The organism is Paeniglutamicibacter sp. NPDC012692 (assembly GCF_042901625.1).
Taxonomy (GTDB): domain Bacteria; phylum Actinomycetota; class Actinomycetes; order Actinomycetales; family Micrococcaceae; genus Paeniglutamicibacter.
On sequence record NZ_JBIBDE010000004.1, the window covers coordinates 25,505 to 47,298 of the forward strand.

A 21,794-nucleotide genomic window follows, 5' to 3' on the forward strand; every position below is an offset into this window, starting at 1 on the left:
TGCGACCGGCGCCCCCGGGCTTGCCTGGGATGAACACCAGATCCGGGCCGAGCGCGAGCCGGCGAACACGATTCTTAGAAAGCAGTGGATCCAACGATGAGCACACCACTCGGCATCGAGAACATTTCCACGATCCTGGTCATCGGCGCCGGGACCATGGGCCGGCAGATCGCCATGACCGCGGCCCTGGCCGGCTATGCGACAACCATCCAGGACATTTCGGAGGACGGACTGGCCGGCGCGCGTGCCGAACTCGAGGGTTGGGCTGCGGGCAGGGTGGCCAAGGGCAAGCTGGACGAGGAAACCGCGGCCGCGGCATTGGGCGCACTGACCTACAACACCGACCTCGAGGCCTCCGCGGCAAACGCCGACTTCGTCATCGAGGCGGCCACGGAGCGACTGGACATCAAGACGCAGATCTTTGAGCGCCTCGGCAAGATTGCCCCGGCACACGCCATCCTGGCCACCAACTCCTCGACCCTTGGGTCCTCCAAGGTCGCCGGAGCGACAGGGCGCGCGGACCGGGTCTGCAACATGCATTTCTTCAACCCGGCGCTGGTCATGAAATGCGTCGAAGTGGTGCGCCACGAAACCACGAGCGACGCAACCGTTGAGACGACCATGGAGCTGGCGCGCCGTCTGGGCAAGGAACCGGTGCTGATCAACCGCGAAATCCCCGGCTTCGTTGCCAACCGCCTGATGGGCGCGGTCCGGCGCGAGGCATTGTTCCTGGCCGATGCTGGCGTCGCCAGCATCGAGGACATCGACACCACGGCGCGCACCGCGCTGGGGTATCCGATGGGCCCGTTTGCGCTCATGGATTTGGTGGGCCTGGACGTCGTCAATTTCATCGACCAAGCCACCTACGCCGAAACCGGTGCGGCCGAGGACGCCCCGAACCAGCGGATTGCCGCGCTGGTTGCCGAGGGCAAGCTGGGCCGCAAGTCCGGGGCCGGGTTCTACGACTACAAGTAGTCAGTTTTCGCCGTCCGCCTCGGGCTGGGCCCCGAGGCGGAAGTGGCGGCCCGAGATGTTTTCGGCCTTGATCTTCACCCATGATTCCTTCTGGGTGGGGATCCACGGGCTGACACCCGATTCGCGGGCGGCGGCGATTTCGGCCTGCGTTTCGAGCCGATGTGCCGTGCCGTGGACAACCACCGACCATGCCTCGTCGGACAGGATGCCGTCCGCCTCGAATGCCACCTGCCCGTTGACGGTCAAGGCCGCAAGCTTTTCGCCCGGCGCCGTGCGTATGTAGATGACGCGGTCTTTCGCCGCGTAATTCAGCGGAAAGATATCAACGATTCCGCCCACCGCCGTGGCAAGGCGTCCGTGGTTTGCGTGTTCGAGCAAACGCCATGACTGGTCGTCGTCGAGAACGAGTATCGGCTGGTCATCGTCGTGTTCAAACATCATGGCCCCAGTATTCTACGTATTGTAGAAAAATGCCAGATCTACGTCGTGTCGTTCTCGGGACGCGTTGGGAATCATCCTTCCGATCCATCTCTGCTGGTGGGCACATGAAAGACTGGGGTCATGGTCAAGGATTTGAGTGTGGAACATGCCCGGCACATCGCCGCACGTTTCGAAGATCGCGTGTACGAGCTACGCGCGGAGCGCGCCCGCGAGCGCGGACTGATGCCCACCCTCCTGTCATACACCGGATACGGACTGGCCGACCCGGAAAAGGGCTGGGTGCGCGTCTTTGCCCGCGCAGTCCTGGCCAAGCCCGGCGCCTTTGAAGACGGACGCCACGTCGCCAAGGTCATTGCCGACGGAGTGCGCGGCTGGCGCAACTTCATGTCGCCCATCGTTCCCAACGGGCAGATTCGCGTGAGCATCAACGGCGAGGACTTCGACGTGCAGGCCGACCGCGGGGGAGTCCTCGACGTGCGGGTGGCCGCCGTGCTCGAGCCGGGCTGGCACGAAATCTCGATGACCATCGAGGGCAGCGCACCCGTCGTTGCCCCGGTGCTGATGGTTGATGCCGCCCAGGAAATCGGGGTGCTTTCCGACGTCGACGACACGGTGGTGGTCACCGCGCTTCCGCGCCCGCTGCTGGCGGCCTGGAACTCCTTTGTCCTTTCCGAACACGCGCGGCTTGCCACCCCCGGCATGGCCGTGATGATGGAACGGCTGCTGCGCAACAAGCCGGGCGCCCCCACCTTCTACTTGTCCACAGGTGCCTGGAACGTCGCCCAAACACTCACGCGTTTCCTGTCCCGCAACCTGTACCCGCAGGGCCCGCTGCTGCTGACCGACTGGGGACCCACCGAACGACGCTGGTTCCGCTCCGGCATGCAGCACAAGGCCGACCAGCTGCGCCGGATCGCCTCCGAGTTCCCGAACATCAAGTGGCTGCTGATCGGTGACGACGGCCAGCACGACCCGTACCTCTATGCCGAGTTCGCCCGCCGCTACCCCGGGCACGTTGCTGCCATCGTCATCCGCCAGCTCACGCCTTCCGAGGCTGTGCTTGCAGGCGGGCGCAGCCAGGGGATCCTGAACTCCACACCCGGCGTGCCATGGGTTTATGAGCCGGACGGCGCCCGCATTGCCGCCCAACTGACCGAACTCGGCTTCCTCGAGGCCGATCCGTTCCCGGGGAACGAACAGTGAGCAGCCACAAGATCCGCGTCGAGGTACCCATGCGCTGGGGCGACATGGACGCCTACGGGCACATCAACAACGTCAACCTCGTCCGCATGATGGAGGAAGCTCGTATCGCCGGGTTCGGGGTGCCCGGAGGCACCGGCAAACCGGGCATCCTGCCGCAGATCGACCTGTTCTCCACCGTCCCGGAAAACACCCAGATCCTGGTGGTTGAGCACCGCGTGCGCTACGTGAAGCCGCTTGACTACCGCAACGTGCCGGCGCACGTGGATTTGTGGATCAGCAACATCAAGGCCGCGAGCTTCGACATTTGCTACGAATTCCACGACCCTGTGGACGGCGGGACTTGTGTGCGTGCCACGACCACCCTGGCGTTTTTCGCCGTCGAAACCCAGCGGCTGTTGCGCCTGAGCGCCGAACACAAGATCGCGTTGAGTGCCTATGAGGCCAAGCCGCTCTTCCGTTAGCCCTTGCAGCGGTGGCGTGACCACCGTTCCCACCTGGTATTTCATGACCAAATGATGCGTGAGGGAACTCGGCTCTCGCTGCGATGGAGTGACCGGTATCCGATTTCGGGTCCAGTCGGTGGCCCTGTTCAGGGGATGGACAGGGTTTGGCAATGGCTGGTTCGTTGCGCATGAACATAGTGCCATTCGTTTGCCCTTGCCCTGTTCCGGGGGGTGCCTGAGGGCCGCTTCGTCATCCGAACCACCCGTGAAGCATGGGGTTGGTGTGCGCGCCGGATCGGGGACGAAAAACTGGCACGCATCTCGTGCTGCAGTGAATGATCCCACCAATCGGGCTCCGACACTTTAGAGTAAAAGTGTGAGATTACTACTGATTCGCCACGGCGAGACCGCCTCCAACGTGGTGCAGGCCCTGGACACTGCGGCGCCCGGCGCCCCACTGAACGAGGTAGGCGTCGCCCAGGCCGAAAGGCTTGCAGAGCAACTCGCCACGGAAGAACTGGACGCGGTTTATTCATCCCCCTTGATCCGCGCCAGAATGACGGCAACGCCGCTGGCAACGACCCGTGGGCTGCTTCTGGCCGAATATGCGGGCCTGCGCGAAATCTCCGCGGGCGAATTGGAAATGCGCACCGATATGGAAGCGCAGCTGGCCTACCGTGACGTTTTCTTTAGGTGGCTTCAGGGAGACTTGCTGGCGAAGATCCCCGGGGGTGAGGACGGGCGCACCGCTCTTGAGCGGTTCAGCGCCGTCATCGAACGGGCGGGTGCCGACGGCACCCAATCGCTGGCCGTGGTCAGCCACGGGGCCATGCTGATGACCTGGCTTGCCAGCCGAAAATCAAACTTCGACCTCTCCCTTTTGCGGCATTCCCCGTTGCAGAACACGGGCGTTGCGGTTCTCGAATCAGGACCGGCGGATCGCTGGACGGTGCACAGTTGGCAGGGCCAGACTCTTTCGAGCGGATCGGGTGGAGCAACTCGCCGTGCGGCCCGCGGGTAGTAGCCGCATTCGAGTTCGGGTTGGAATCCCCGCCGCCGGGTCGGCTGGCAAGAGCGGACCTGTTGGCTGACGTTTGAATTCACTGGCCAACGGAACCATCGATTAGGATAGGAATACCTTCCCTAATCCAAGAAAGTGGTCTTCGGTGAGTACACAGAGTTTGGCACGTCCGGTTCGTCCACAGGTGGTCCTCGAAGTGGTGGCTAGCGAGATGCTTTCCGAGCACATGGTTCGGTTGACCTTTGGCGGACAGGGCTTTGCAAACTACCAGGACAAGCTGGTTTCCGATCGCTACGTGAAGATCCTCTTCGCCAAGCCGGAACTGGGGCTCGTGCCGCCATATGATCTGGACGCGCTGCGCGAAGAGCTTGCACCGGAGGATTTCCCGGTGCGCCGCACCTACACGCTGCACCATGTGGATCTGGAAGCCGAGACAGTGCAAATCGACTTTGTGGTTCACGGTGACGAGGGACTGGCTGGACCTTGGGCCCAGAACGCCAAGGTCGGAGACCTCATCTGCTTCAGCAGCCCCGGCGGCCTGTACACGCCGGACCCGGCGTTCGACCGACACCTGTTGATCGGCGATGAGACGGCACTGCCTGCCATCTCGGCCGCGGTTCTGGACATGACTCCGGACATGGTCGGCGACATCTATCTTGAGGTCGGCGGTCCCGAAGACCACGTCGAACTCGACGTGCCAAAAGGTGTAGAGGTCCACTGGCTGCACCGCGGTGGATCCTTCACCCCTGAAAACACGCGGCTCGAATCTGTGGTGCGCGCCGCGCACTGGCCCGACGGAACCGTCCAAGTCTTCGCCCACGGCGAGCGGGAAACCATGAAATCCCTGCGGGCTTACCTCCATGGCGAACGCGAGGTCGACCGCAAGGCAATGTCCCTCTCGGCATACTGGGCCTTTGGCCGTGCCGAAGACGAATTCCAGGCGGAAAAGAAAAGTCCGATCGGGCAGATCTTCCCGGAGCCACTGAACGCCTGAGCCAAGGACGGCAACGGCATGAGGATTCCCCGCGGGATCGTTAGCGCTTGACCGCAAGGATGGAGACCTCCGGCGGGTGCGGAACACTGGTGTTCCGCACCCGCCGGAGGTCTTTTTGGCCACGGCTCAACCGGCCTCGATTGTGTCGTGGACGGTTCTCGCCGCATGGTTGCCCAAATGCGCCGGCGGATGGTTAGTTGCCTTCCACCGGTTCCCGGGGTGCGGCTGCGCGACGTCCCGATGGTGCGGTGTCTACCGGCGTGCGGGGCACGGGAACCTCGTCCACCCCATCTCCGTCCCCGTCCTCATCCTCGTCGTAGTCGCGGCCGCGTCGCAGGCCGACGGCAACGGCGACGACGACCAGCACCAGCAACAGGACTAGCTGGGCCCACGGCACCGCCCATCCGCTGGTGGCGGCGGTGCTCGGCTCGCCGGGCGAACCGTCGATCCCTTCGGGTGCAATGGAAACCTTCGTGCCCAGGCTGAAGAGCGGCCAGATGCCCTCGATCCGCTGAACCACCGTGGCATTTCCGCCTGGGATCAACTCGTCGGCTGCGAAGGACTGGGTTGTCGTGCCGATCCCAAAGGGCCCTTGCGTGGTGATGCTGTAGGGGCCGCGGGCCCGAACCGTGCCGGTGTTATTCAGCGTGAAGGACACGGTTGCTGCGACCGGGGCAAAGGGGTTCCACGCGGGCGTCGTGGCGACGGTTGGATCCTGCACCTGGAGTGCAACGGTGCCCTCGCCGCCGACCCGCACGTTCATGCGGGTGGCCAGGCGGCGGTCGACGACCACGGTGCTGCCGCCGGAGGCCTCGACATAGGAAGAGATCAGGCCGCCGACGTAGTCGCCGGGTTCGGTGTTCTTCGGAACCGCTAGGGTGAAGTCGACGTTTTCGGTTTCGCCGGGGGAGAGCGTGATCTGCGGCTGGTCCACTTTGACCCAGGCGCCGACGACGGTGGAGGGTTCATCCGCGGGCAGCAGGTCCAGCGCGCCGCTGCCGGAGGTGATTCCGTCCGCGGCGTAGACCGAAAGTGAAATGTCCTTGGCACCGAGGTTGGTGACCTCGAAGGAGTCTTTCCGCTTGTCACCGGGCTCGAGTTCGTAGCTGAAGTTGGTGCGGGATGCCGCGCCCCCGGGCTTGATGCTCCAGGAAAGTTCGTCGGCTGGTGCCGCATGTGCTGCCACGCCGGTGAAGGAAACGGCTGAGAGCGCCATGGTCGCCACCAGGGCGGAGCCCCAGCGGGCGACTCGGGAAATCTTGGGTGGATGCGGCGAGTGCATTGTGTCCTAGGAGTAAATGGGGGAGGGACGTTCGGGGAAGCCGCCGATGGCGTGTGTGCCGTTCAGCGGGCCGTGTCCGCACGTGCAAAAGCGGGGGTGCCCGGCTCTCCGTTGTTGCCAACGGAAAGCCAAGCACCCCGATGTTTGGCGGGAAGCTATTCGCCGATCAGCGTCAGCGTCACGCGCGAGGTGTAGTTGCCGGCCTTGGTTCCTGCCGGTGCCACCAATTCGAGCGCGGCATCGACGGTTGCCTTGGTGTTGCTGCCCGAGGTGGACGCCAGGGTCTGCGCCGATCCCAAGCCGGGGTTGCCCGCCGCGACAACGGCACCTTCCGTGATGGTTCCCGTCGGGGTCGAAACTGCAGGATCCCAGCCGAGGGCCGAGCCCGGGAACGTGCCGGCGCTGGCGGTGAAGTTCGAGGCCTTGCCATTCAGCGCCCAACCGGTTGAGGCGTTGCGGGTGTCGGTGACGGTGATGCTGGGCAGCTCGCCGGTTGCGCCGAAGGTTCCGCCTGCCTGCTGGGTCGCGTTGCTCAACGAGGTGCTGGTGGCGGCCATGGTCCACGTGAGGGCTTCCGGCTCCGGCTCGACGACCGCCTCGGGCACCTTGACGTCCACGTCTACGTTTTTGTCACCGGCGGCGGGAGGCTGGGCGTCGTCTCCAACTGCCCAAGCGATGGAGAGTTCCGTGGCCACCTTGCGGGGGTCGGCGGATCCGCCGGTGGAGTACCAGTAGGCCTGGGTCCCGGTCTTGCCCTGGAAGTCAACGAAGTCCTGTGGGAATGCGCCCCAGTTTGCGCCGGTCGTTACCTGGTTCGAGACGCTGGAAGGCACCGCAACGCTTTTGTACTCCGGCAGCTTGACGAACCCGTCGGCATCGACTTCGACGCCGTTGAGGTTGGCCAAGGTGATCTTCTTCGGTGCAATTGCTTCCCACACCTTGGGGTCTTCCATGGAAGCGCCGTAGCCGCTTGCCGTTGCACTCAAGGTTGCGGTTCCGTCCGCGTTGACTGTCAGCTCCGGGTCGGTTGCGGACCAGTAGGTCAGCCCGGTGTAGAACACCGAGGTGAAAGAGCCGGTCCACTTGATGTGGGCGGTCTTGGCCGTGGTGTCCACGGTGCCGGTTCCGTTGGAGAGAATGACCTTGTTGTTGCTGACATTCGTCGTGCCCGAAGGGCTGACGGGCGTGCCGGCCCCGGTCTGGCACTTGTTGGCCCAGCTGGTGTCGATGGTGCTTCCGTCCGGGCCGTCCTTGACGATCTTCACGTTGCCTTCGCTGGGCTTGTAGAACCCGTCCGCTTCGGTCCAGGCCCGGCTGGAACCGGAGTTTCCTGCCTTGCCTGCTGAGAGGAAGTTGCAGGCGCCCGGCTGGTGGGCGCCTGCTCCGGACTCGAGGTTGAGACCCCAGCTCAACGTGACATCCGAGACGTTCTGTTCTGCTGCTTGGGCAGGCACTGTCAGTGCGCTGAGTGCAAGCGCCAAACCTGCAACCGTGGTGGCTGCGAGTGATTTGCGTGTCGTGGGCATTGCCCAACGGCGTGCGGACATGATTCCTCCGAGTGGTTGTTTGTAAGGTTAGGCTAACTTAACTTTTCCAAAAGTGCACAAATTACGGTATTTGGAGCGACGCTATTTAACTTAGTGCGTCTTTAGTTGTCAGGGTTGGGTTTTGTGAACGGCAGGACGAACCATCCCCGCCGGAAACCAACCCAGCTGAGCGCGGTGAGACCCAACAGTCCGGCGATCGACCACAGCAGGAACTCGCGGCGGTCCTTGGCCAGTTCGATGGCCTCGGGGATCAAGGACCCGCCAAGCCAGTTCGCTGCGCCCACGGCTGCCGCGGTCGCGGCGGCGAACACGGTCCCGGCGGGAGGAGCATCCAAGACGGTTCCGTTGCCGATGACTGTTCCCTGGCCCGGCCCGCTTCCGGCAACCGATCCGCCGGCGCCGGGGGAATCGCCGTCGGATCCGGAACCGGTCCCCGTGCCGTCTTGGTCGCCAGTCCCGGAATCCGTGCCCCCGGAACCCGGATCCGTGGTGTCCGGCGGAGTGGTGGGCACCACGGAAACGTCTGGTGTGTAGCTGGTGTACACGGTCGAAGCAAGCTTGCGGTTGTCGCCCACCCCGGAGGAATACCAATAGGAGCCTTGCCCTGTTTGGACCTGGAACTTTACAAAGTCGGACGGGAATGATCCCCAGTTCGAGCCATCTCGAACCTGCGCTGGTTCAACGCCGTCTATCTTTACCCGTTTGTAGGCGGGTTGGGCGACGATGCCGTGTTCCCCCAACGTGACGCCGGGCATCGTGGCAAGGGTTATCTCGCGTGGTGCGATTTTCGACCATTTGGTGGTGTCCATGCGATCCGACCCGTACCCGCTGAGTGTGGCCCTCAAGGTGCCCTTCCCGTTTGCGACGGAAAGCACCGGATCGGTGGCGGACCAGTACGTCATGCCTCCGTACATCGCCACGGAGAACGAGCCCTTCCAGCGGATTTCGGCGGTTCCATTGGCCGCGTTGATGTTGCCGGAACCGCCGTCAATCACCACCTGCGCACCCGTGCCTTGTTCGTTGGCGGTGGTTCCCACCTCCCGCCCGCTTGCGTCGAGGCACTTGTTGTCCCAGGAATCCGCGATCCACTTGCCTGTCGCGTTGGGCTTTTCAATGCGGGCGTCACCCGATTTCGCGGAGTAGAACCCGTCCGATGCGGTCCAGATGCGTGAGGAACCGGTGTCGCCTGCGATGCCCGCCGACAAGAAATTGCATCCACCGAAGTGGGCGCCGGAGGTGGCTTCCTTGTTCAACCCCCAACGGAATTGGGCATCCGTGACCATGAATTCCTGGGGACTGCCGATTGTCTCCGGGATCTTGACGCTGATGTCTATCGGTTGGGGCTGTTCCGCGGCCATGGCAGCGCTTGCCGTTCCGACCGACAGCGGTGCAAGAAGCAGCATGGCTGCCAGAGCCAATGTCGACGTCTTCAGGAACGTCATACGGTCTCCTTCGAAAAATGCTCGGGCAGCAGCTCGATGGCGTTGGTTACGGGCTCGGGAGCAGCGGCCGCCGGGGAATGGTTGTTGGAGGTTTCGTGGGGGACCGACGCGGCAGGCCTCACTGCGCCGGCGGAACCGGTTGCCCGTACCTTCGGGGCGGAGACGCCGCGCCCGCGGGATGCCGGACGGCGCTTCTTCTTGCCCTTTGGTCGCGACTTGGGATTCTTGTTTCGGCGCGCAAATGCCGTGACCAGCGAAACCAGGATGACAAGGAAAAGAAGCGAGCCGGCGACAATCACCGCAATCAGGGCCCACCGCACCCCGTCTGAGGAGCCCACTGCGGGGTTCGCCAGCGTTGCCGGATCGGCCATCACGCTGAACTCCGCCTCGACGTTGGTTCCGGATCCTGCGCCGGTCAGTTTCAGCTTGTGGGTTCCGGGGACCATGTCCGCGGGGATCTGTACGGCGCCTGCTACCTCGCCGAATGTCCCGGCGGTGATCGGTCCGGCCGCGGTGGTTCCCGAGGCCATGGTGCCAACCACCTGCTCGCCGGGGGCGAACCCCTGGCCGGTGAAAGCTAAGGCACGTCCGGCAACAACAGTTTTTTGTTCGATGCCCAAGGCAGGGTTTCCGCTGGTGACAGCCCGGGGGACGGCGCCCGCCGTCTGATCCTGCGCGGTCGGCGTCTCCGTTCCGGTTATGGCGCTGCCTGTTCCCGGGGCCTGCGTGGCCGGAGACTGGGTAGCGTTGCCCGAGGTGCCTTTGCCGTTGGCCGCTGAATCGGAGCCCTGGCTGGCCGACCCCGGGCTCGTGGCGGCGGCGCCGAAGCTGATCGGCGTGAACGATTCGTTGTTGCCGTTGGCCACGCCGTGCGCGCCGAAGGTGAAGATGCCGCATTGCACGTTGCGGCAATCGATCGTGGTGCGCCCGCCGGTGGCGGTCTCGGCGCTGAACGTCGGTCCCGGAATGACCATCTTGAGCTTGAAGGCGCCGGAAGCCGACAGCGTGCCTCCGTTTGCCGAATCGGAGGTACTGGACCCGGGGAATGCCACGAAGCGCTGGTATCCCTGGTTGTTCCTGGCCTGCGAATCCGACACATAGAAGTAGTCGCGTCCGGACTTGCCGCCCTGGCTGGGGCGCCAGCCGCCGGTGTTCTTCACGTAGCCGAATGTCACGTAGACGCCTCCGAAGGCCTTCGGGATTGACTGCAAGCCGGAACCCGTCACTGTGACCGAGGTGGGACCGGCGGCGGAGGCCTTGGCGTTGCCCTGCGAGGAGACCACGCTGATGCGCGGTGCGGCTTCCGCGGGCAGCGCGGAGAGTCCGATCAGCACCGGGCTCGCGGCCAGGGCGATAGCGAGCGCTGCGGCCCACGGCCGGCGGCCGGATCGCCCGGTGTGTCCGGTCTTCATACGAGTTCCTCCTGAGGTGCCTGATGGGTGTTCAAATGGGGGCGAAGCGGCACGACGGCCAGCCCGCCCGATTCCGGATGGTCGATCACGGCCACCTTGTGCCGGTACACCTCTTCGAGGATCTCCGGCCGCAGCACCTCGCGCGGGGTTCCGACCATCCGGATGCTCCCCGCGTGCAGCAGCACGATCCGGTCCGCATAGGCGGCGGCCAGCGAAAGGTCGTGCAGCACCACCACGGCGGTGGCGCCCGCGGCGGCCCTTTCGCGCGTGCGGGTGAGCAGCAGCTCCTGGTAGCGGATGTCCATGGCGGCCGTCGGCTCATCGAGCATGATGATCCGGGTCTCCTGCGCCAGTGCTCGGGCGAACGCCACGCGGGCCCTTTCGCCGCCCGAGAGCGTCGGGACCACCCGTGGGGCCAGCGCGGTGCTTTCGGTGCTGTGCATGGCCGCATCGATGACCTGGTCGTCACGCTCCTCAAGGGCGCTGCCGGCCCAGGGCGCGCGTCCCATCCGCACCACGTCCCGCGCGCTGAAGGCGAATGACACGTGGGCGTCCTGCATCTGGACCGAACGCGCCCGCGCCAGCTCCTTCACGCTCCACTTCGGCAGCTCGAGACCGTGAAGCGTGATGCTGCCCGAGTCCAGCGAGACGTCGCCGCACAACGCGGCCAGCAGCGTGGACTTGCCCGCGCCGTTGGGCCCGACCAGCGCCACGACCTCGCCCGCGTAGAGCTCCAGATCGATGCCGTCGAGGATCGGCCGGCCGGAAATGGCAAGCCTCGCGGCGTGCGCCTGCAGCACGGTTGCCGGGCTCATGACCAGCCACCCGCAGTCTTTCGCGTGCGGCGGATCAGCCAGAAGAAGAAGGGGCCGCCGACCAGTGCGGTGAGCATGCCGATGGGCAGGTCCGCGTTGGGAACCAGCGTGCGCGCCACGGTGTCCGCGATGAGCAGGAGCAGCGCCCCGCCCAGGGCGCTGGCGGGCAACAGTACCCGGTGTCCCGGGCCCACGGCCATACGCAGGATGTGCGGGACCACCAGGCCGACAAAGCCGATGATCCCGGCGAACGCCACCGCGGCGCTGGTCAGGATCGCCACCAGGACGATCACCTGCCGGCGCATCCGCTCGACGTCGACGCCCAAGTGCCGGGCCGGGCGCTCGCCGAGGGCCAGCAGGTCAAGCTTGCGGGTGAAAAGGAACGCCAGCCCGACGCCTACAAGCGTGATCGGTCCGGCCACCCAGACGTTCTCCCAGCGGGTTCCGTTGAGGGACCCGAGTTGCCAGAAGATGATCTCCTCGCGGGAGGAGTTGTCGCCCAGGAACGTCATGAGGGCGATCACCGCTCCGCCCACGGCGTTGATGGCGACGCCGGTGAGCACCAGCGTGACAACCTCGGTGCGCCCGCCCGAGCGGGCGGTTGCGTAGACCAGCCCCGTGGCCACCAACCCGCCCACGAATGCCCCGAAGGCCACCGTCCAGGTGCCGAGGAAGTTCAGCCCGAAGACGATGACGATGCAAGCGAAGGCCGCTGCGCCGGAAGAAACCCCGACGACCCCGGGCTCGGCAAGCGGGTTTCCGAAGACGCCCTGCATGAGCACGCCCGAGCAGGCAAGCGCCGCGCCGATGACGATGGCCATGACTACGCGGGGGAAGCGGATCGCCCAGAGCGCGGATTCGGCATGCGGGTGCGTCGGCAGCATGCCCCAATCCAGCCCGAGGCGGTGGGCCACGCTGGCGAACACCTCCGCCGCGCTCAACTGCATCTGGCCGATCCCGGACGAGACCAGGGCCGCCACGATCAACGCGACGGCCAGGCCCGCGATCAGCAGACCGGCGGTGATCCGTCGTCGCCGCCTGAGTGCCGGCGGGGCGGTCGGTGGCTGGGCGGAGGCGGGCAAACCATCCTGTTGCTGTTCCGGCAGCAGCAGCGGCATCATTTGTCGGGAACCCATGGCTAGTTGGCCTCGGAACCCGGGGCGTAGACGGCCACCGAGAGAGCCTCAAGGATGGCTGCGGAATTCGGCCCGAAGCTCAGCACCTCGGAGTCCGCCATGTCGACAATCCTGTTTTTGGTTCCGGCGGGGGTGTGGGCGAGTGCCGGAACGCTGGTCATGATCCCTTCGACGCCGCCGGCGGACTCCAGACCACTTGTCATCATGATGACAAGGTCGGGGGCCGCCTCGACGAGTGCTTCATCGGTCATCGGCCGCATGCCCTTCCAGCCGATTTCGCTGGCGACGTCGATGCCGCCGAGCGAAGAAATCAGCGAGTCGGCACCGGACCCCTCCCCGAAGAGGTAGTAGACCCCGGACTGCCCGCGCGCGTAGAGAAAGAGCATGCGCAATCGATCGTCTCCCTGGGGGGCGATTGCCGCGATCTGCTCCGTCATTGATTTGACCTGCTCATCGGTGCGCTTTGCGAGCGCGGCGCCGTGATCCGGCACGCCCAGGGCGTTGGCGATCTGCTTGATCATCTCCTGTGAGTTTTCGAGGCTGCGATGCGAGTCGACGACGAAAACGGGGATTCCTGCCTCGCGCATTTGCAGCACTACGTCCCAGGGTCCCAGCGAGGAATCGGTGATGATCACCGACGGCGAGAGTTCGAGGATTGCCTCCGCGTTGAGCTCATGGCCGTTGTGGGTCACCAGCGGGAGGCCCTTGATTTCGTCAAAGTCGGAGGACATGTCCCTGCCGACCACGTTCTTGCCAAGGCCAAGGTCGAAAACGATTCGCGACGAGGTGCCATAGAGGTCGATGGGCAGAATGCGCGAAGTGTCGCTGATCGTGACTTTGGTTCCCTGCGCATCGGTGACGGTTGCGGGAAGTGAAGAGGCGGGGTTCTTCGCAACAGGATCCAATGCGGGCCGGGATAACAATGCAGTGGACGGCCCGACATGGCTCTTGGGGTCTTCAAGAACCTTTGCGCTGCTGAGCACCGCGCCTTGGCCGCCGGATCGTGAATCCTGTGTGGCAGAGCAACCCGCCAGCACAATTGCCAGAAGGGCCGCGAGCGCAACGGCCTTGGGTGGCCGGCGACTGAACAGCGTAGTGCGCAATGTTTTTCCTTAGGAATGTCAACGAATCGAGCGGCGTGCGTTTTGGGGTCCGTTCGAATGGCGTTCGTGACAATTCCCCAAGTGGCCCCATGGTAATGGTGGCCTAACTTCAGGAGTCTAACTTAAAGCACAATCATGTGAGCAAATTGGACAAAAGGAGGTGAAATATGAAAGCCGGTCACCTGCGGGTATTGCACTGGCGGTCAAGGGACCGCATCCCTTCCCCGCCGCCGTGACGCGGAGTTGGCCCCTCAGGCGCCTGGTGGCCATTCGGTCTAGTTCGTGCTGACTAGGAGCGTTGAAGGATTCTGGGGTTGATCCCCGATTGGCGATGCAAGATGAAAATAGTTCACTGCATGGTGTTTGGGCGTCATTTACGAAACGTCTCACTATCGTTATTGGTGCTGCTGTGGTTAGGATAGCTTTAACTTAACTAACACTCTCAGGGGGATGCTGATGTCGCACGGCGACGAGGTGCTGTTTTCTACCAGGCTCAAGGAAGTAACGAAGGCCGACCACGATGAGGCAGAAGGCAGCGAGTTCATCACCACGCTGATGAATGGGACGCGTAGCTCGCGTGACTACGTCCTCTTGCTCGCGCAGTACACCTATATCTATTCGGCGTTGGAGGTCGAGGTTCGGGCCCTGGCCGGAGACCCGGACCTGGCGCCCATCTTTGATCTCCGGCTGGAACGCATGTCCAAGATCCAGGCGGATCTCGACAGCCTCCTTCCTGCGCACGGTCTCACCGATATCCCCGAGGCGCTGCCTGCGACCCAGGACTACGTACGGCACATTCGCGCCGCCGCCGATGATCCGGCCAGGATCGTTGCCCACCACTACCTGCGCTACCTGGGCGATTTGTCCGGCGGCCAGATCATTGGCCGGCTTGTCGAACGCCACTACGGGATCGCCCAGGATGACCTCAGCATGTGGCGCTTCGACGGGATCGACAAGCACAAGCCATACAAGGACGAATACCGCGCGAAGCTTAATGTTTACGCGGTGACACCCGAGCGGGTTTCATCCCTGCTCGAAGAAGCGGCGAAGGGATTCACGCTTAACAAGGCGCTGTTTAGGGATTTGCTCACCCAATCACAGCAGTCGACGTTGCTGTCGGCATAGCAAAAATCGGCGAATTCCAGTTCTGCCGGTGAAAAGGGCGGATCCGCGAGGTTTGGTAACACCTCGGGGAACCGCCCTTTTGCATGCCTAGCAGGTGGCGTCGGACGCCCACAGGTGCACCATGGCATAGGACCTGTACGGGGCCCATGCCGCGGACAGCTGCGCAGCCTCGCGCTCGGTGACGCGGTTCAACGCCCGGCGGACAACCAGGTCCCCGGGCACAAAGGCATCGGGATCACTCCTGCCGCGCATCTGAAGGTAATCGGCAGTCCATGGCCCCACGCCGCGCAAGGCGAGCAGCTCTTCGCGGTCCAACGGGAACTCGCCCGGAGCGGCAAAGTCCTTGGCGGCAAAGCTTTCCGCCATGGCAAAGAGTGTGGTTGCCCGGGCCCGGGTCAGCCCGATCGCCTCGCGCAGGGCGTCGACGCCTTCGGCCAACACGTCCCGGGGCCGCGGAAAGTTTCGGAGTCCTTCGGCGGCCTCGCGGCCGTACGCTTCGACAAATCGACCGCCGAAAGTGCGGCCGGCGGCCAGCGAGACCTGCTGACCCAGGATGGTGGTTGCCGCCGCCTCGAAACCGTTGAGGTAGCCGACCGAGCGCAGCCATGGCCTGGCGCCCACCAGCGGGGCGAGCAGTTCGTCGTCGGCAAAGGCAGCCTGCACCGGCGCGAGGTCTGTGTCCAGGTCCAGCCAGGACCGGACGGCTTGGATGAGTTCCGGCACGTCATCGTTGGGCGGCCCCGCGCACTCGAGGAGAACGCCGTCCCCGGAGAATTCCAAGGTGGCAGCGAAAGGCCCGGCGCCAAGGGGGACCAGGCGTGTGTGCCGGTTGTTTGCAGGGTCGTGGATATCCAAGCCGGGGATGGAATGGATTCCCAGCACGTGCATCATGTGCCCCGGGTCCAGCTTCCCGTTGGCTTCGAGGAACCGCCGGATCACGCGGGCCAAACCCCCGAGGTGCCCCGGCGGTGGCTCTGCACCAGGTGGGTGTCGACGATGCCAAGCGCTTCCATGAGCGCGTACATCGTCGTGGGTCCCACGAAGGAAAACCCGCGCTTCTTCAGCGCCTTCGACAGCGCCAGCGATTCCGGGCTGGTGGTCGGGATCTCGGCCATGGAGCGCGGAGCAGGTGTCTGCTCGGGCTTGAATGACCAGACGAATTCGGCCAGGCCGCCGTCGTTGCGCAGCTCGATGGTGGCCTTCGCGTTCTTGATGGTTGCCAGGATCTTTGCCCGGTTCCGGATGATTCCGGCGTTGCCCAGCAATTCCTCGACCTTGTCCTCGCCAAACCCCTGGATGGTGTCCGGGTCGAAGCCTGCGAATGCCTCGCGGAAGTTTTCACGCTTGCGCAGGATCGTGGCCCACGACAATCCCGACTGGAATGCCTCTAGGCTGAGGCGCTCGAAGACGCCGTGCTCGTCGCGCACCGGCATGCCCCACTCGATGTCATAGTATTCGCGCATCATCGGGTCGGTCGCGGCCCAGGCCGGACGAGCAAGTTGGTCTTCTCCGATGACGATCCCCGTATCCATGTTCCAATCCTGCCACGGGTTCCGCATGGCTGTACTTATCGCCATCTATCGCTATCATCGTAATATGACGATGATAGTTCGGGATAGCCACACGGGGCACGAAGCCGTGGAAACCCACGCCGCCGCGGCCGCGCTGTTCCACGGCCTGGCCGACCCCACGCGCCTGATGATTCTGGCCCACCTGCGCACCGGGGAACACAAGGTCAAGGACCTCACCGAGCACTTGGGACTCGCCCAGAGCACCGTGAGTGCACACCTCTCTTGCCTGCGCGACTGCGGGCTTGTCACCTCCCGCGCGGTGGGCCGGTCCAGCATGTTTTCGCTGGCCAATCCCGGATTGCTGGGTGCCTTGCTGGGGGAGGCCCAGAGCTACATCGGTCGCAGCGCCGCGTCGGGACTGGATGCCCACGACTTCACCGAGGTCCACGGGCAGCAGCGGTCCGAAGGGGGAGGAATCCAATGAGCCACGACCACGACCACGGCACCGCAACCACCAACCGCACCAAGCTGGCCTGGGCCTTCGGGATCACCTTCGTCATCCTGATCGCCGAAGTCGTCGGCGCGATCGTCACCAACTCGCTGGCGCTGCTCGTCGATGCGGCACACATGCTCACCGACTCAACGGGCCTGCTGCTGGCGCTGACCGCGGCAACGCTCGTGATGCGCAAGCCAACGGCCAAGCGGACCTGGGGGTTCCGCCGGGCCGAGGTCCTTTCGGCAACCCTGCAATCGGCGCTGTTGCTCGGTGTCGGCGTCTACGCCTTCATCGACGGCATCCGCCGGCTCTTTGAACCCGCCGAGGTCGCCGCCGGCGGCCTGCTCATCTTCGGCATCATCGGCCTGGTGGGCAACCTCGCCTCGATGCTCATCCTCGCCTCGGGCAAGGACGACAACCTGAACATGCGCGCTGCCTTCCTCGAGGTGCTCAACGACGCGCTCGGTTCGGTCGCAGTCATCATCTCGGCGATCATCATTTCCAGCACGGGGTGGATGCAGGCCGACTCCATCGCCGCGATGCTCATCTCTGGCCTGATCATTCCCCGCGCGCTGAAGCTGCTGGGGGAGACCACCCACATCCTGCTTGAATCGACACCCAAGGGCCTCAACCTCGAAGACGTGCGTGCGCACCTCACGGCCCACCCGCTGGTGCTGGCGGTCCACGACCTGCACGCCAGCCAGATCGCCTCGAACCTGCCGATCCTCTCGGCCCACGTGGTGGTGGCGGACGAGGCCTTCCGCAACGGTGCCGCAGCGACTTTGCTGGGTGAACTGCAATCCTGCGTGGCCGAACACTTCGAGGTCAGCATCGAGCATTCCACGTTCCAGATCGAGGCTTCGAGCCACCAGACCCCTGAACACGAGGGCCACGATTAGGCGCTGATACCTGCACCCGGCGCGTCCGCGGGCCTCGGGGCGAAAGCCCGCGACAGGAGCGAGCCCATGCACGCGGCCAGGAAGCCGCCCGCGGTGTTGGTGATGACATCGGTGATGTCCGCGGCCCGGTTGTTGTCCAGCAGCAGCTGGGTGACCTCGATGCAGGCCGAGGTTGAAAGCACCAGCAACGTCGTCTTGGCGACCGCGTGGCCGCGCCAGCAAAACGCAAGCACCAGCGCCAGCGGGGCGAAGAGCCCGAGGTTCGCCGCAAGCTCGACGCCGAGGTCGCGTTCCCCGTGGGCCAGGAACGGCACCCAGTTGAACGTGCCGTCCGGAATCGACGGATCCGGGAACGGGGCTGCGGGAAGGACCGCGACCGCCAGACCGATTGCCCACAAGGGAAGGACCGCCCCGACGATCCTGCGAATGCCCGTCCGGTCACCGGCCCGGTGCAGCAGCAACAGGCGGGCCAGCAACAGGACGCACGCCAACAGGCCGAGCGCAACCAGGCCGGCAACGGTGGACGCGGGGAAATAAAGCATAGAACCACGAGCCTAACCTGCCACCCTGTGAGCGTGCTGTCTCATACCCGGGTATGAGCCGCAAGGACCCCAAGTAGGGCCCTACGGATGATCCAAAACCATACAGCCGCAACATAACGTGTTGGTATGACCATTACTGCACCTCATACCAGCACCGATATCGCTGTCTACGCCACGGGCCTCAGCAAGATCTACGGCGAGGGATCCACCCGCGTTGAGGCCCTGCGCGGCGTCGATGTTTCCTTCGCCCGCGGACGCTTCACGGCCATCATGGGCCCATCGGGCTCCGGCAAGTCCACCCTGATGCACTGCCTCGCCGGCCTCGACGAGGCAAGCGGCGGCCAGATCTTCATCGGCGGCACCGATATCTCCAAGCTGAATGACGATGCACTGACCAAGATGCGCCGCGAAAAGGTCGGTTTTGTCTTCCAGTCCTTCAACCTCGTTCCGACGCTGACCGCAGAGGCCAACATCCTGCTTCCGCTGGCCCTGGCCGGCAAGAAGCACGATCCGGCCTGGCTGGAAACCATCGTGACCACGCTGGGACTGAACGACCGCCTGAACCACAAGCCGCACGAACTCTCCGGCGGCCAGCAGCAGCGCGTGGCCGTGGCTCGCGCCCTGCTCACCCGCCCCGAGGTCGTCTTCGGCGACGAACCGACCGGCAACCTGGACTCGCGCACCGGCGCCGAGGTCCTCTCGCTGCTGCGTTCCTCCACCCGGGAAATGGGCCAGACCATCATCATGGTCACCCACGACGCGGTTGCCGCCTCCTATGCGGACACCGTGCTGCTGATGAAGGACGGCCAGCTCGTCGGGCAGCTGGAGGACCCCACCGTTGAATCGGTGACCCAGGCACTTTCCGGTTTGGGAGCGTAAGTTGATCCAGCTAGCCCTCGCAAACCTCAAGGCGTATTCACGCCGGTTCATTGCGGTGATCCTCGCGGTAATGATCGGCACGGCCTTCCTTGCCGCGACCCTCATGGTCAACGCCTCGGCCACCGAATCCCTGAAAAACAGCATCGGCTCGGCCTACGCCACCGCCGACCTGGTCGTCACCGGCGACATGACCGCCGCCTACGAGAACGACGACAACGCCAAGAACGAGTCGTACTCGCTCGGCACCAAGGCCCTTGAAGCGATCGGCAAGACCCCCGGGGTGGCGGCCGTCCACGGGATCAGCGGGGCCGGGGTCAGCGTCCAGGCGGGCAGCAAGCGCTACTTCGCAACGGCCAGCACCCCCGCCGCGGACGCGCGGCTGAACACCACCGCCCTGGAAAACGGCACCATGCCCGCCAGCAGCGACCAGGTCGCCGTGGATGCGGTGTACGCCAAGGAGTACAACATCTCGGTCGGCGACACCATCGAGGTTTCCGACGGATCCGACAACGCCAAGGGCCGGCACGTCGTGGTCAGCGGCATCACCGCGACCTCCAACGACCCCATGAGCGGCTCCGTCATGAACCTGTCGGTGACCCCCGACCTGCTGAAAACTCTCAGGGGCGACGCAACCACCGACTACAACCAGATCATCGTCCGCGCCGAGGACCCCGCGGCACTCGCCTCGCTGAAGACAGCCCTGGGCGCCTCCGTCGAGGGCACGGGCGTCAAGTACTTCACGGTGATGACCCCCGACGAGCGCATCGTCGCCGACGTCGCCATGTTCTCCGGCGGCAACGACCAGCTCACCATCGTGCTGTTGGTCTTCGCGCTGATCGCCCTGGTGGTCACCGGACTGGTTGTCATGAACACCTTCTCGGTGCTGGTTGCCCAGCGCACCCGGGAACTGGCGCTCATGCGCACCCTCGGTGCCGTGCGTTCCCAGATCCGGGCCTCGGTGCTCGTCGAGGCGCTGATCGTGGGCCTGGTGGCCTCGGCCGCCGGCGTCCTGCTGGCCACGGGCATCATGTCGCTGCTGATCAAGATCCTGGCCGCGAACGTGTCCGAGATGTCCTTCGCGACCCTCGCGGTTCCGCCGCTGGCCGTCCTGGGGACCATCGCCGCGGGAACGCTCATCACCCTGGTCGCCGCGTGGGTTCCGGCCCGCAAGGCCATGTCCGTTGCGCCGCTTGCCGCGCTGCGCCCGGCCGACGATGTGTCGCTGGCCAACACCTCGGGCAAGGTCCGCATCATCTTCGGCCTGCTGCTGCTTGCAGCGGGCACCGCGGCGCTTGTCTACGGCGCGGCCAAGGGCGAGCTGCTGATCGCCTTCGGCGGCGGCCTGCTCTCCTTCCCGGGCATCCTCATGCTCGGTTCGCTCTTCCTGCCCAAGAGCGTCTCGCTCATCGGCAAGCTGACCGCCGGCGGATCCGTCCCGGGCAAGCTGGCCAGCGTCAACGCGGTCCGCAACCCGGGACGCACCACCGCCACCGCCACGGCACTGCTCATCGGCGTGACGCTGGTGTCCATGATGATGGTCGGCGCCCAGACGGCAAAGTCCTCGCTGGGCGATGCCCTGGGCGGCGAATACCTGGTGGACATGGAGGTCCAGAACGGCGACCTGTCCACCCTGACCCCGGGGAACCTGGGCAAGGTCCGGGGACTGGAGGGCGTGAAGTCCGCCGCGCTGCTGACCCAGGTGGGCGAAACCGAAGACGAACAACCGCTTTACGCCATGGACGCCACGGAGATGGCCGCGGTGCTGAACACCGGCCGCCAGCTGCCCAAGTCCGGCGAGGTCCTGGTGGCCAGCTACTGGGACGGCAAGACCATGAAGGCCGAAGGCGACGGCGGCACAAAGGGCGAGCTGAAGCTGCTCATCAGCGATGCCAACGCGATCGACTCGGTCATGACCTGGGAAACCGCCTCCAGCGTGCTGGGCGTCCCGCAGGGCAAGGCCCCGGCGGAAACCTCCGCCAAGCTGTGGCTCAAGGTCGATGATTCGCTCAGCGGCGCGGAACTGCGCACGCTGGCCACGGACCTGGCCTCCACGCTGGACGTCGACGAATACGCGGTGGGCGGCGGTGTCATGGAGAAGCAGATGTTCAACCAGGTCATCGACATGCTGCTGCTGATCGTCTCCGGCCTGCTGGCCGTGGCGGTGTTCATCGCGCTGATCGGCGTGGCCAACACGCTGAGCCTCTCGGTGCTCGAGCGCACCCGCGAGAACTCCCTGCTGCGGGCCCTGGGCCTGACCCGTGGCCAGCTGCGCGGCATGCTGGCCACCGAGGCCGTGCTGATCGGCGGGGTCGCGGCGCTGCTCGGCGTGCTGATCGGCACCGCCTACGGCCTGCTCGGTGCACAGTCCGTGATGGCGTCCTTCGGCTCCATGGTGGTCTCGATCCCGTGGTTGCAGCTGGCCGGCGTCATCGCCATCAGCGTCGTGGCCGCCCTGGCCGCCTCGATCGTCCCGGCCCGCCGCGCCGCCAAGCTGGCCCCGGTGCAGGGGCTCGCCAGCGAGTAGCAGC

The 21,794-nt window shown here is 65.0% G+C and carries 21 protein-coding genes; 10 read left to right on the top strand and 11 right to left on the bottom strand.

What is annotated here, in order from left to right:
* Window positions 1–96: 96 nt before the first annotated feature.
* Entirely contained in the window at window positions 97–975 is an 879-nt protein-coding gene (locus ACFY5D_RS14535; RefSeq protein ID WP_387531130.1) for a 3-hydroxyacyl-CoA dehydrogenase family protein, read from the top strand.
* Here ACFY5D_RS14535 and ACFY5D_RS14540 read toward each other — a convergent pair whose 3' ends face one another.
* Window positions 976–1,416 (bottom strand): pyridoxamine 5'-phosphate oxidase family protein, encoded by a 441-nt coding sequence (locus tag ACFY5D_RS14540; protein WP_387531133.1) that lies wholly within the window; start codon window positions 1,414–1,416, stop codon window positions 976–978.
* Window positions 1,417–1,536: 120 nt separating this feature from the next.
* Here ACFY5D_RS14540 and ACFY5D_RS14545 point away from each other — a divergent pair, with 120 nt between their 5' ends.
* The 4 genes from ACFY5D_RS14545 (at window position 1,537) to ACFY5D_RS14560 (ending at window position 5,077) form a co-directional block, all read left to right on the top strand.
* Complete coding sequence (locus ACFY5D_RS14545) at window positions 1,537–2,619, top strand: App1 family protein (protein WP_387531136.1); 1,083 nt, start codon at window positions 1,537–1,539, stop codon at window positions 2,617–2,619.
* Window positions 2,616–3,080, top strand: coding sequence for an acyl-CoA thioesterase (locus ACFY5D_RS14550; protein ID WP_387531139.1), 465 nt, complete (start codon window positions 2,616–2,618; stop codon window positions 3,078–3,080). The genes ACFY5D_RS14545 and ACFY5D_RS14550 overlap by 4 nt, the downstream gene beginning before the upstream one ends.
* A 358-nt stretch (window positions 3,081–3,438) precedes the next feature.
* The gene (locus ACFY5D_RS14555; RefSeq protein ID WP_387531142.1) at window positions 3,439–4,083 is read left to right on the top strand and encodes a histidine phosphatase family protein; all 645 of its coding nucleotides are present in this window, start codon (window positions 3,439–3,441) and stop codon (window positions 4,081–4,083) included.
* Between the two features lie 145 nt (window positions 4,084–4,228).
* Window positions 4,229–5,077 (top strand): siderophore-interacting protein, encoded by an 849-nt coding sequence (locus ACFY5D_RS14560; protein ID WP_387531145.1) that lies wholly within the window; start codon window positions 4,229–4,231, stop codon window positions 5,075–5,077.
* Between the two features lie 193 nt (window positions 5,078–5,270).
* Here the strand turns inward: ACFY5D_RS14560 and ACFY5D_RS14565 are convergent, their stop codons facing one another.
* From ACFY5D_RS14565 to ACFY5D_RS14595, 7 genes are all read right to left on the bottom strand, one after another.
* On the bottom strand, window positions 5,271–6,359 hold the full coding sequence (locus tag ACFY5D_RS14565) for a WxL protein peptidoglycan domain-containing protein (RefSeq protein ID WP_387531148.1): 1,089 nt from the start codon (window positions 6,357–6,359) through the stop codon (window positions 5,271–5,273).
* A gap of 155 nt (window positions 6,360–6,514) precedes the next feature.
* A complete protein-coding gene (locus ACFY5D_RS14570; protein WP_387531151.1) occupies window positions 6,515–7,906 on the bottom strand; it encodes a hypothetical protein in 1,392 nt (463 codons plus the stop codon).
* 101 nt (window positions 7,907–8,007) lie between these two features.
* A complete protein-coding gene (locus tag ACFY5D_RS14575; protein WP_387531154.1) occupies window positions 8,008–9,348 on the bottom strand; it encodes a hypothetical protein in 1,341 nt (446 codons plus the stop codon).
* Window positions 9,345–10,760 (bottom strand): hypothetical protein, encoded by a 1,416-nt coding sequence (locus ACFY5D_RS14580; protein ID WP_387531157.1) that lies wholly within the window; start codon window positions 10,758–10,760, stop codon window positions 9,345–9,347. The genes ACFY5D_RS14575 and ACFY5D_RS14580 overlap by 4 nt, the downstream gene beginning before the upstream one ends.
* The gene (locus ACFY5D_RS14585) at window positions 10,757–11,575 is read right to left on the bottom strand and encodes a heme ABC transporter ATP-binding protein (protein ID WP_387531160.1); all 819 of its coding nucleotides are present in this window, start codon (window positions 11,573–11,575) and stop codon (window positions 10,757–10,759) included. Before ACFY5D_RS14585 ends, ACFY5D_RS14580 begins: the two co-directional genes overlap by 4 nt.
* On the bottom strand, window positions 11,572–12,711 hold the full coding sequence (locus tag ACFY5D_RS14590; RefSeq protein ID WP_387531163.1) for a FecCD family ABC transporter permease: 1,140 nt from the start codon (window positions 12,709–12,711) through the stop codon (window positions 11,572–11,574). Before ACFY5D_RS14590 ends, ACFY5D_RS14585 begins: the two co-directional genes overlap by 4 nt.
* 2 nt (window positions 12,712–12,713) lie before the next feature.
* Complete coding sequence (locus ACFY5D_RS14595; RefSeq protein WP_387531165.1) at window positions 12,714–13,616, bottom strand: hemin ABC transporter substrate-binding protein; 903 nt, start codon at window positions 13,614–13,616, stop codon at window positions 12,714–12,716.
* Window positions 13,617–14,264: 648 nt separating this feature from the next.
* Between ACFY5D_RS14595 and ACFY5D_RS14600 the strand changes: the two genes are divergently transcribed.
* Complete coding sequence (locus ACFY5D_RS14600; protein ID WP_387531168.1) at window positions 14,265–14,939, top strand: heme oxygenase (biliverdin-producing); 675 nt, start codon at window positions 14,265–14,267, stop codon at window positions 14,937–14,939.
* A gap of 87 nt (window positions 14,940–15,026) precedes the next feature.
* Here ACFY5D_RS14600 and ACFY5D_RS14605 read toward each other — a convergent pair whose 3' ends face one another.
* Together ACFY5D_RS14605 and ACFY5D_RS14610 are read right to left on the bottom strand one after the other, a co-directional pair.
* Window positions 15,027–15,878 carry a DNA-3-methyladenine glycosylase family protein gene (locus ACFY5D_RS14605; protein WP_387531171.1) on the bottom strand — a complete coding sequence of 284 codons (852 nt, stop codon included), beginning with the start codon at window positions 15,876–15,878 and terminating at the stop codon, window positions 15,027–15,029.
* A complete protein-coding gene (locus ACFY5D_RS14610; protein WP_387531174.1) occupies window positions 15,875–16,471 on the bottom strand; it encodes a DNA-3-methyladenine glycosylase I in 597 nt (198 codons plus the stop codon). The genes ACFY5D_RS14605 and ACFY5D_RS14610 overlap by 4 nt, the downstream gene beginning before the upstream one ends.
* A 64-nt stretch (window positions 16,472–16,535) precedes the next feature.
* Between ACFY5D_RS14610 and ACFY5D_RS14615 the strand changes: the two genes are divergently transcribed.
* Both ACFY5D_RS14615 and ACFY5D_RS14620 read left to right on the top strand, forming a co-directional pair.
* Window positions 16,536–16,934, top strand: a complete 399-nt coding sequence (locus ACFY5D_RS14615) for an ArsR/SmtB family transcription factor (protein ID WP_387531177.1) — start codon at window positions 16,536–16,538, stop codon at window positions 16,932–16,934.
* The gene (locus tag ACFY5D_RS14620) at window positions 16,931–17,845 is read left to right on the top strand and encodes a cation diffusion facilitator family transporter (protein WP_387531180.1); all 915 of its coding nucleotides are present in this window, start codon (window positions 16,931–16,933) and stop codon (window positions 17,843–17,845) included. Before ACFY5D_RS14615 ends, ACFY5D_RS14620 begins: the two co-directional genes overlap by 4 nt.
* Here ACFY5D_RS14620 and ACFY5D_RS14625 read toward each other — a convergent pair.
* Window positions 17,842–18,387, bottom strand: a complete 546-nt coding sequence (locus tag ACFY5D_RS14625; protein ID WP_387531183.1) for a VanZ family protein — start codon at window positions 18,385–18,387, stop codon at window positions 17,842–17,844. The genes ACFY5D_RS14620 and ACFY5D_RS14625 overlap by 4 nt on opposite strands.
* A 126-nt stretch (window positions 18,388–18,513) precedes the next feature.
* Here ACFY5D_RS14625 and ACFY5D_RS14630 point away from each other — a divergent pair, with 126 nt between their 5' ends.
* Entirely contained in the window at window positions 18,514–19,266 is a 753-nt protein-coding gene (locus ACFY5D_RS14630) for an ABC transporter ATP-binding protein (protein WP_387531186.1), read from the top strand.
* A gap of 1 nt (window position 19,267) precedes the next feature.
* Window positions 19,268–21,790 carry an ABC transporter permease gene (locus ACFY5D_RS14635; protein ID WP_387531189.1) on the top strand — a complete coding sequence of 841 codons (2,523 nt, stop codon included), beginning with the start codon at window positions 19,268–19,270 and terminating at the stop codon, window positions 21,788–21,790.
* Window positions 21,791–21,794: the final 4 nt, after the last annotated feature.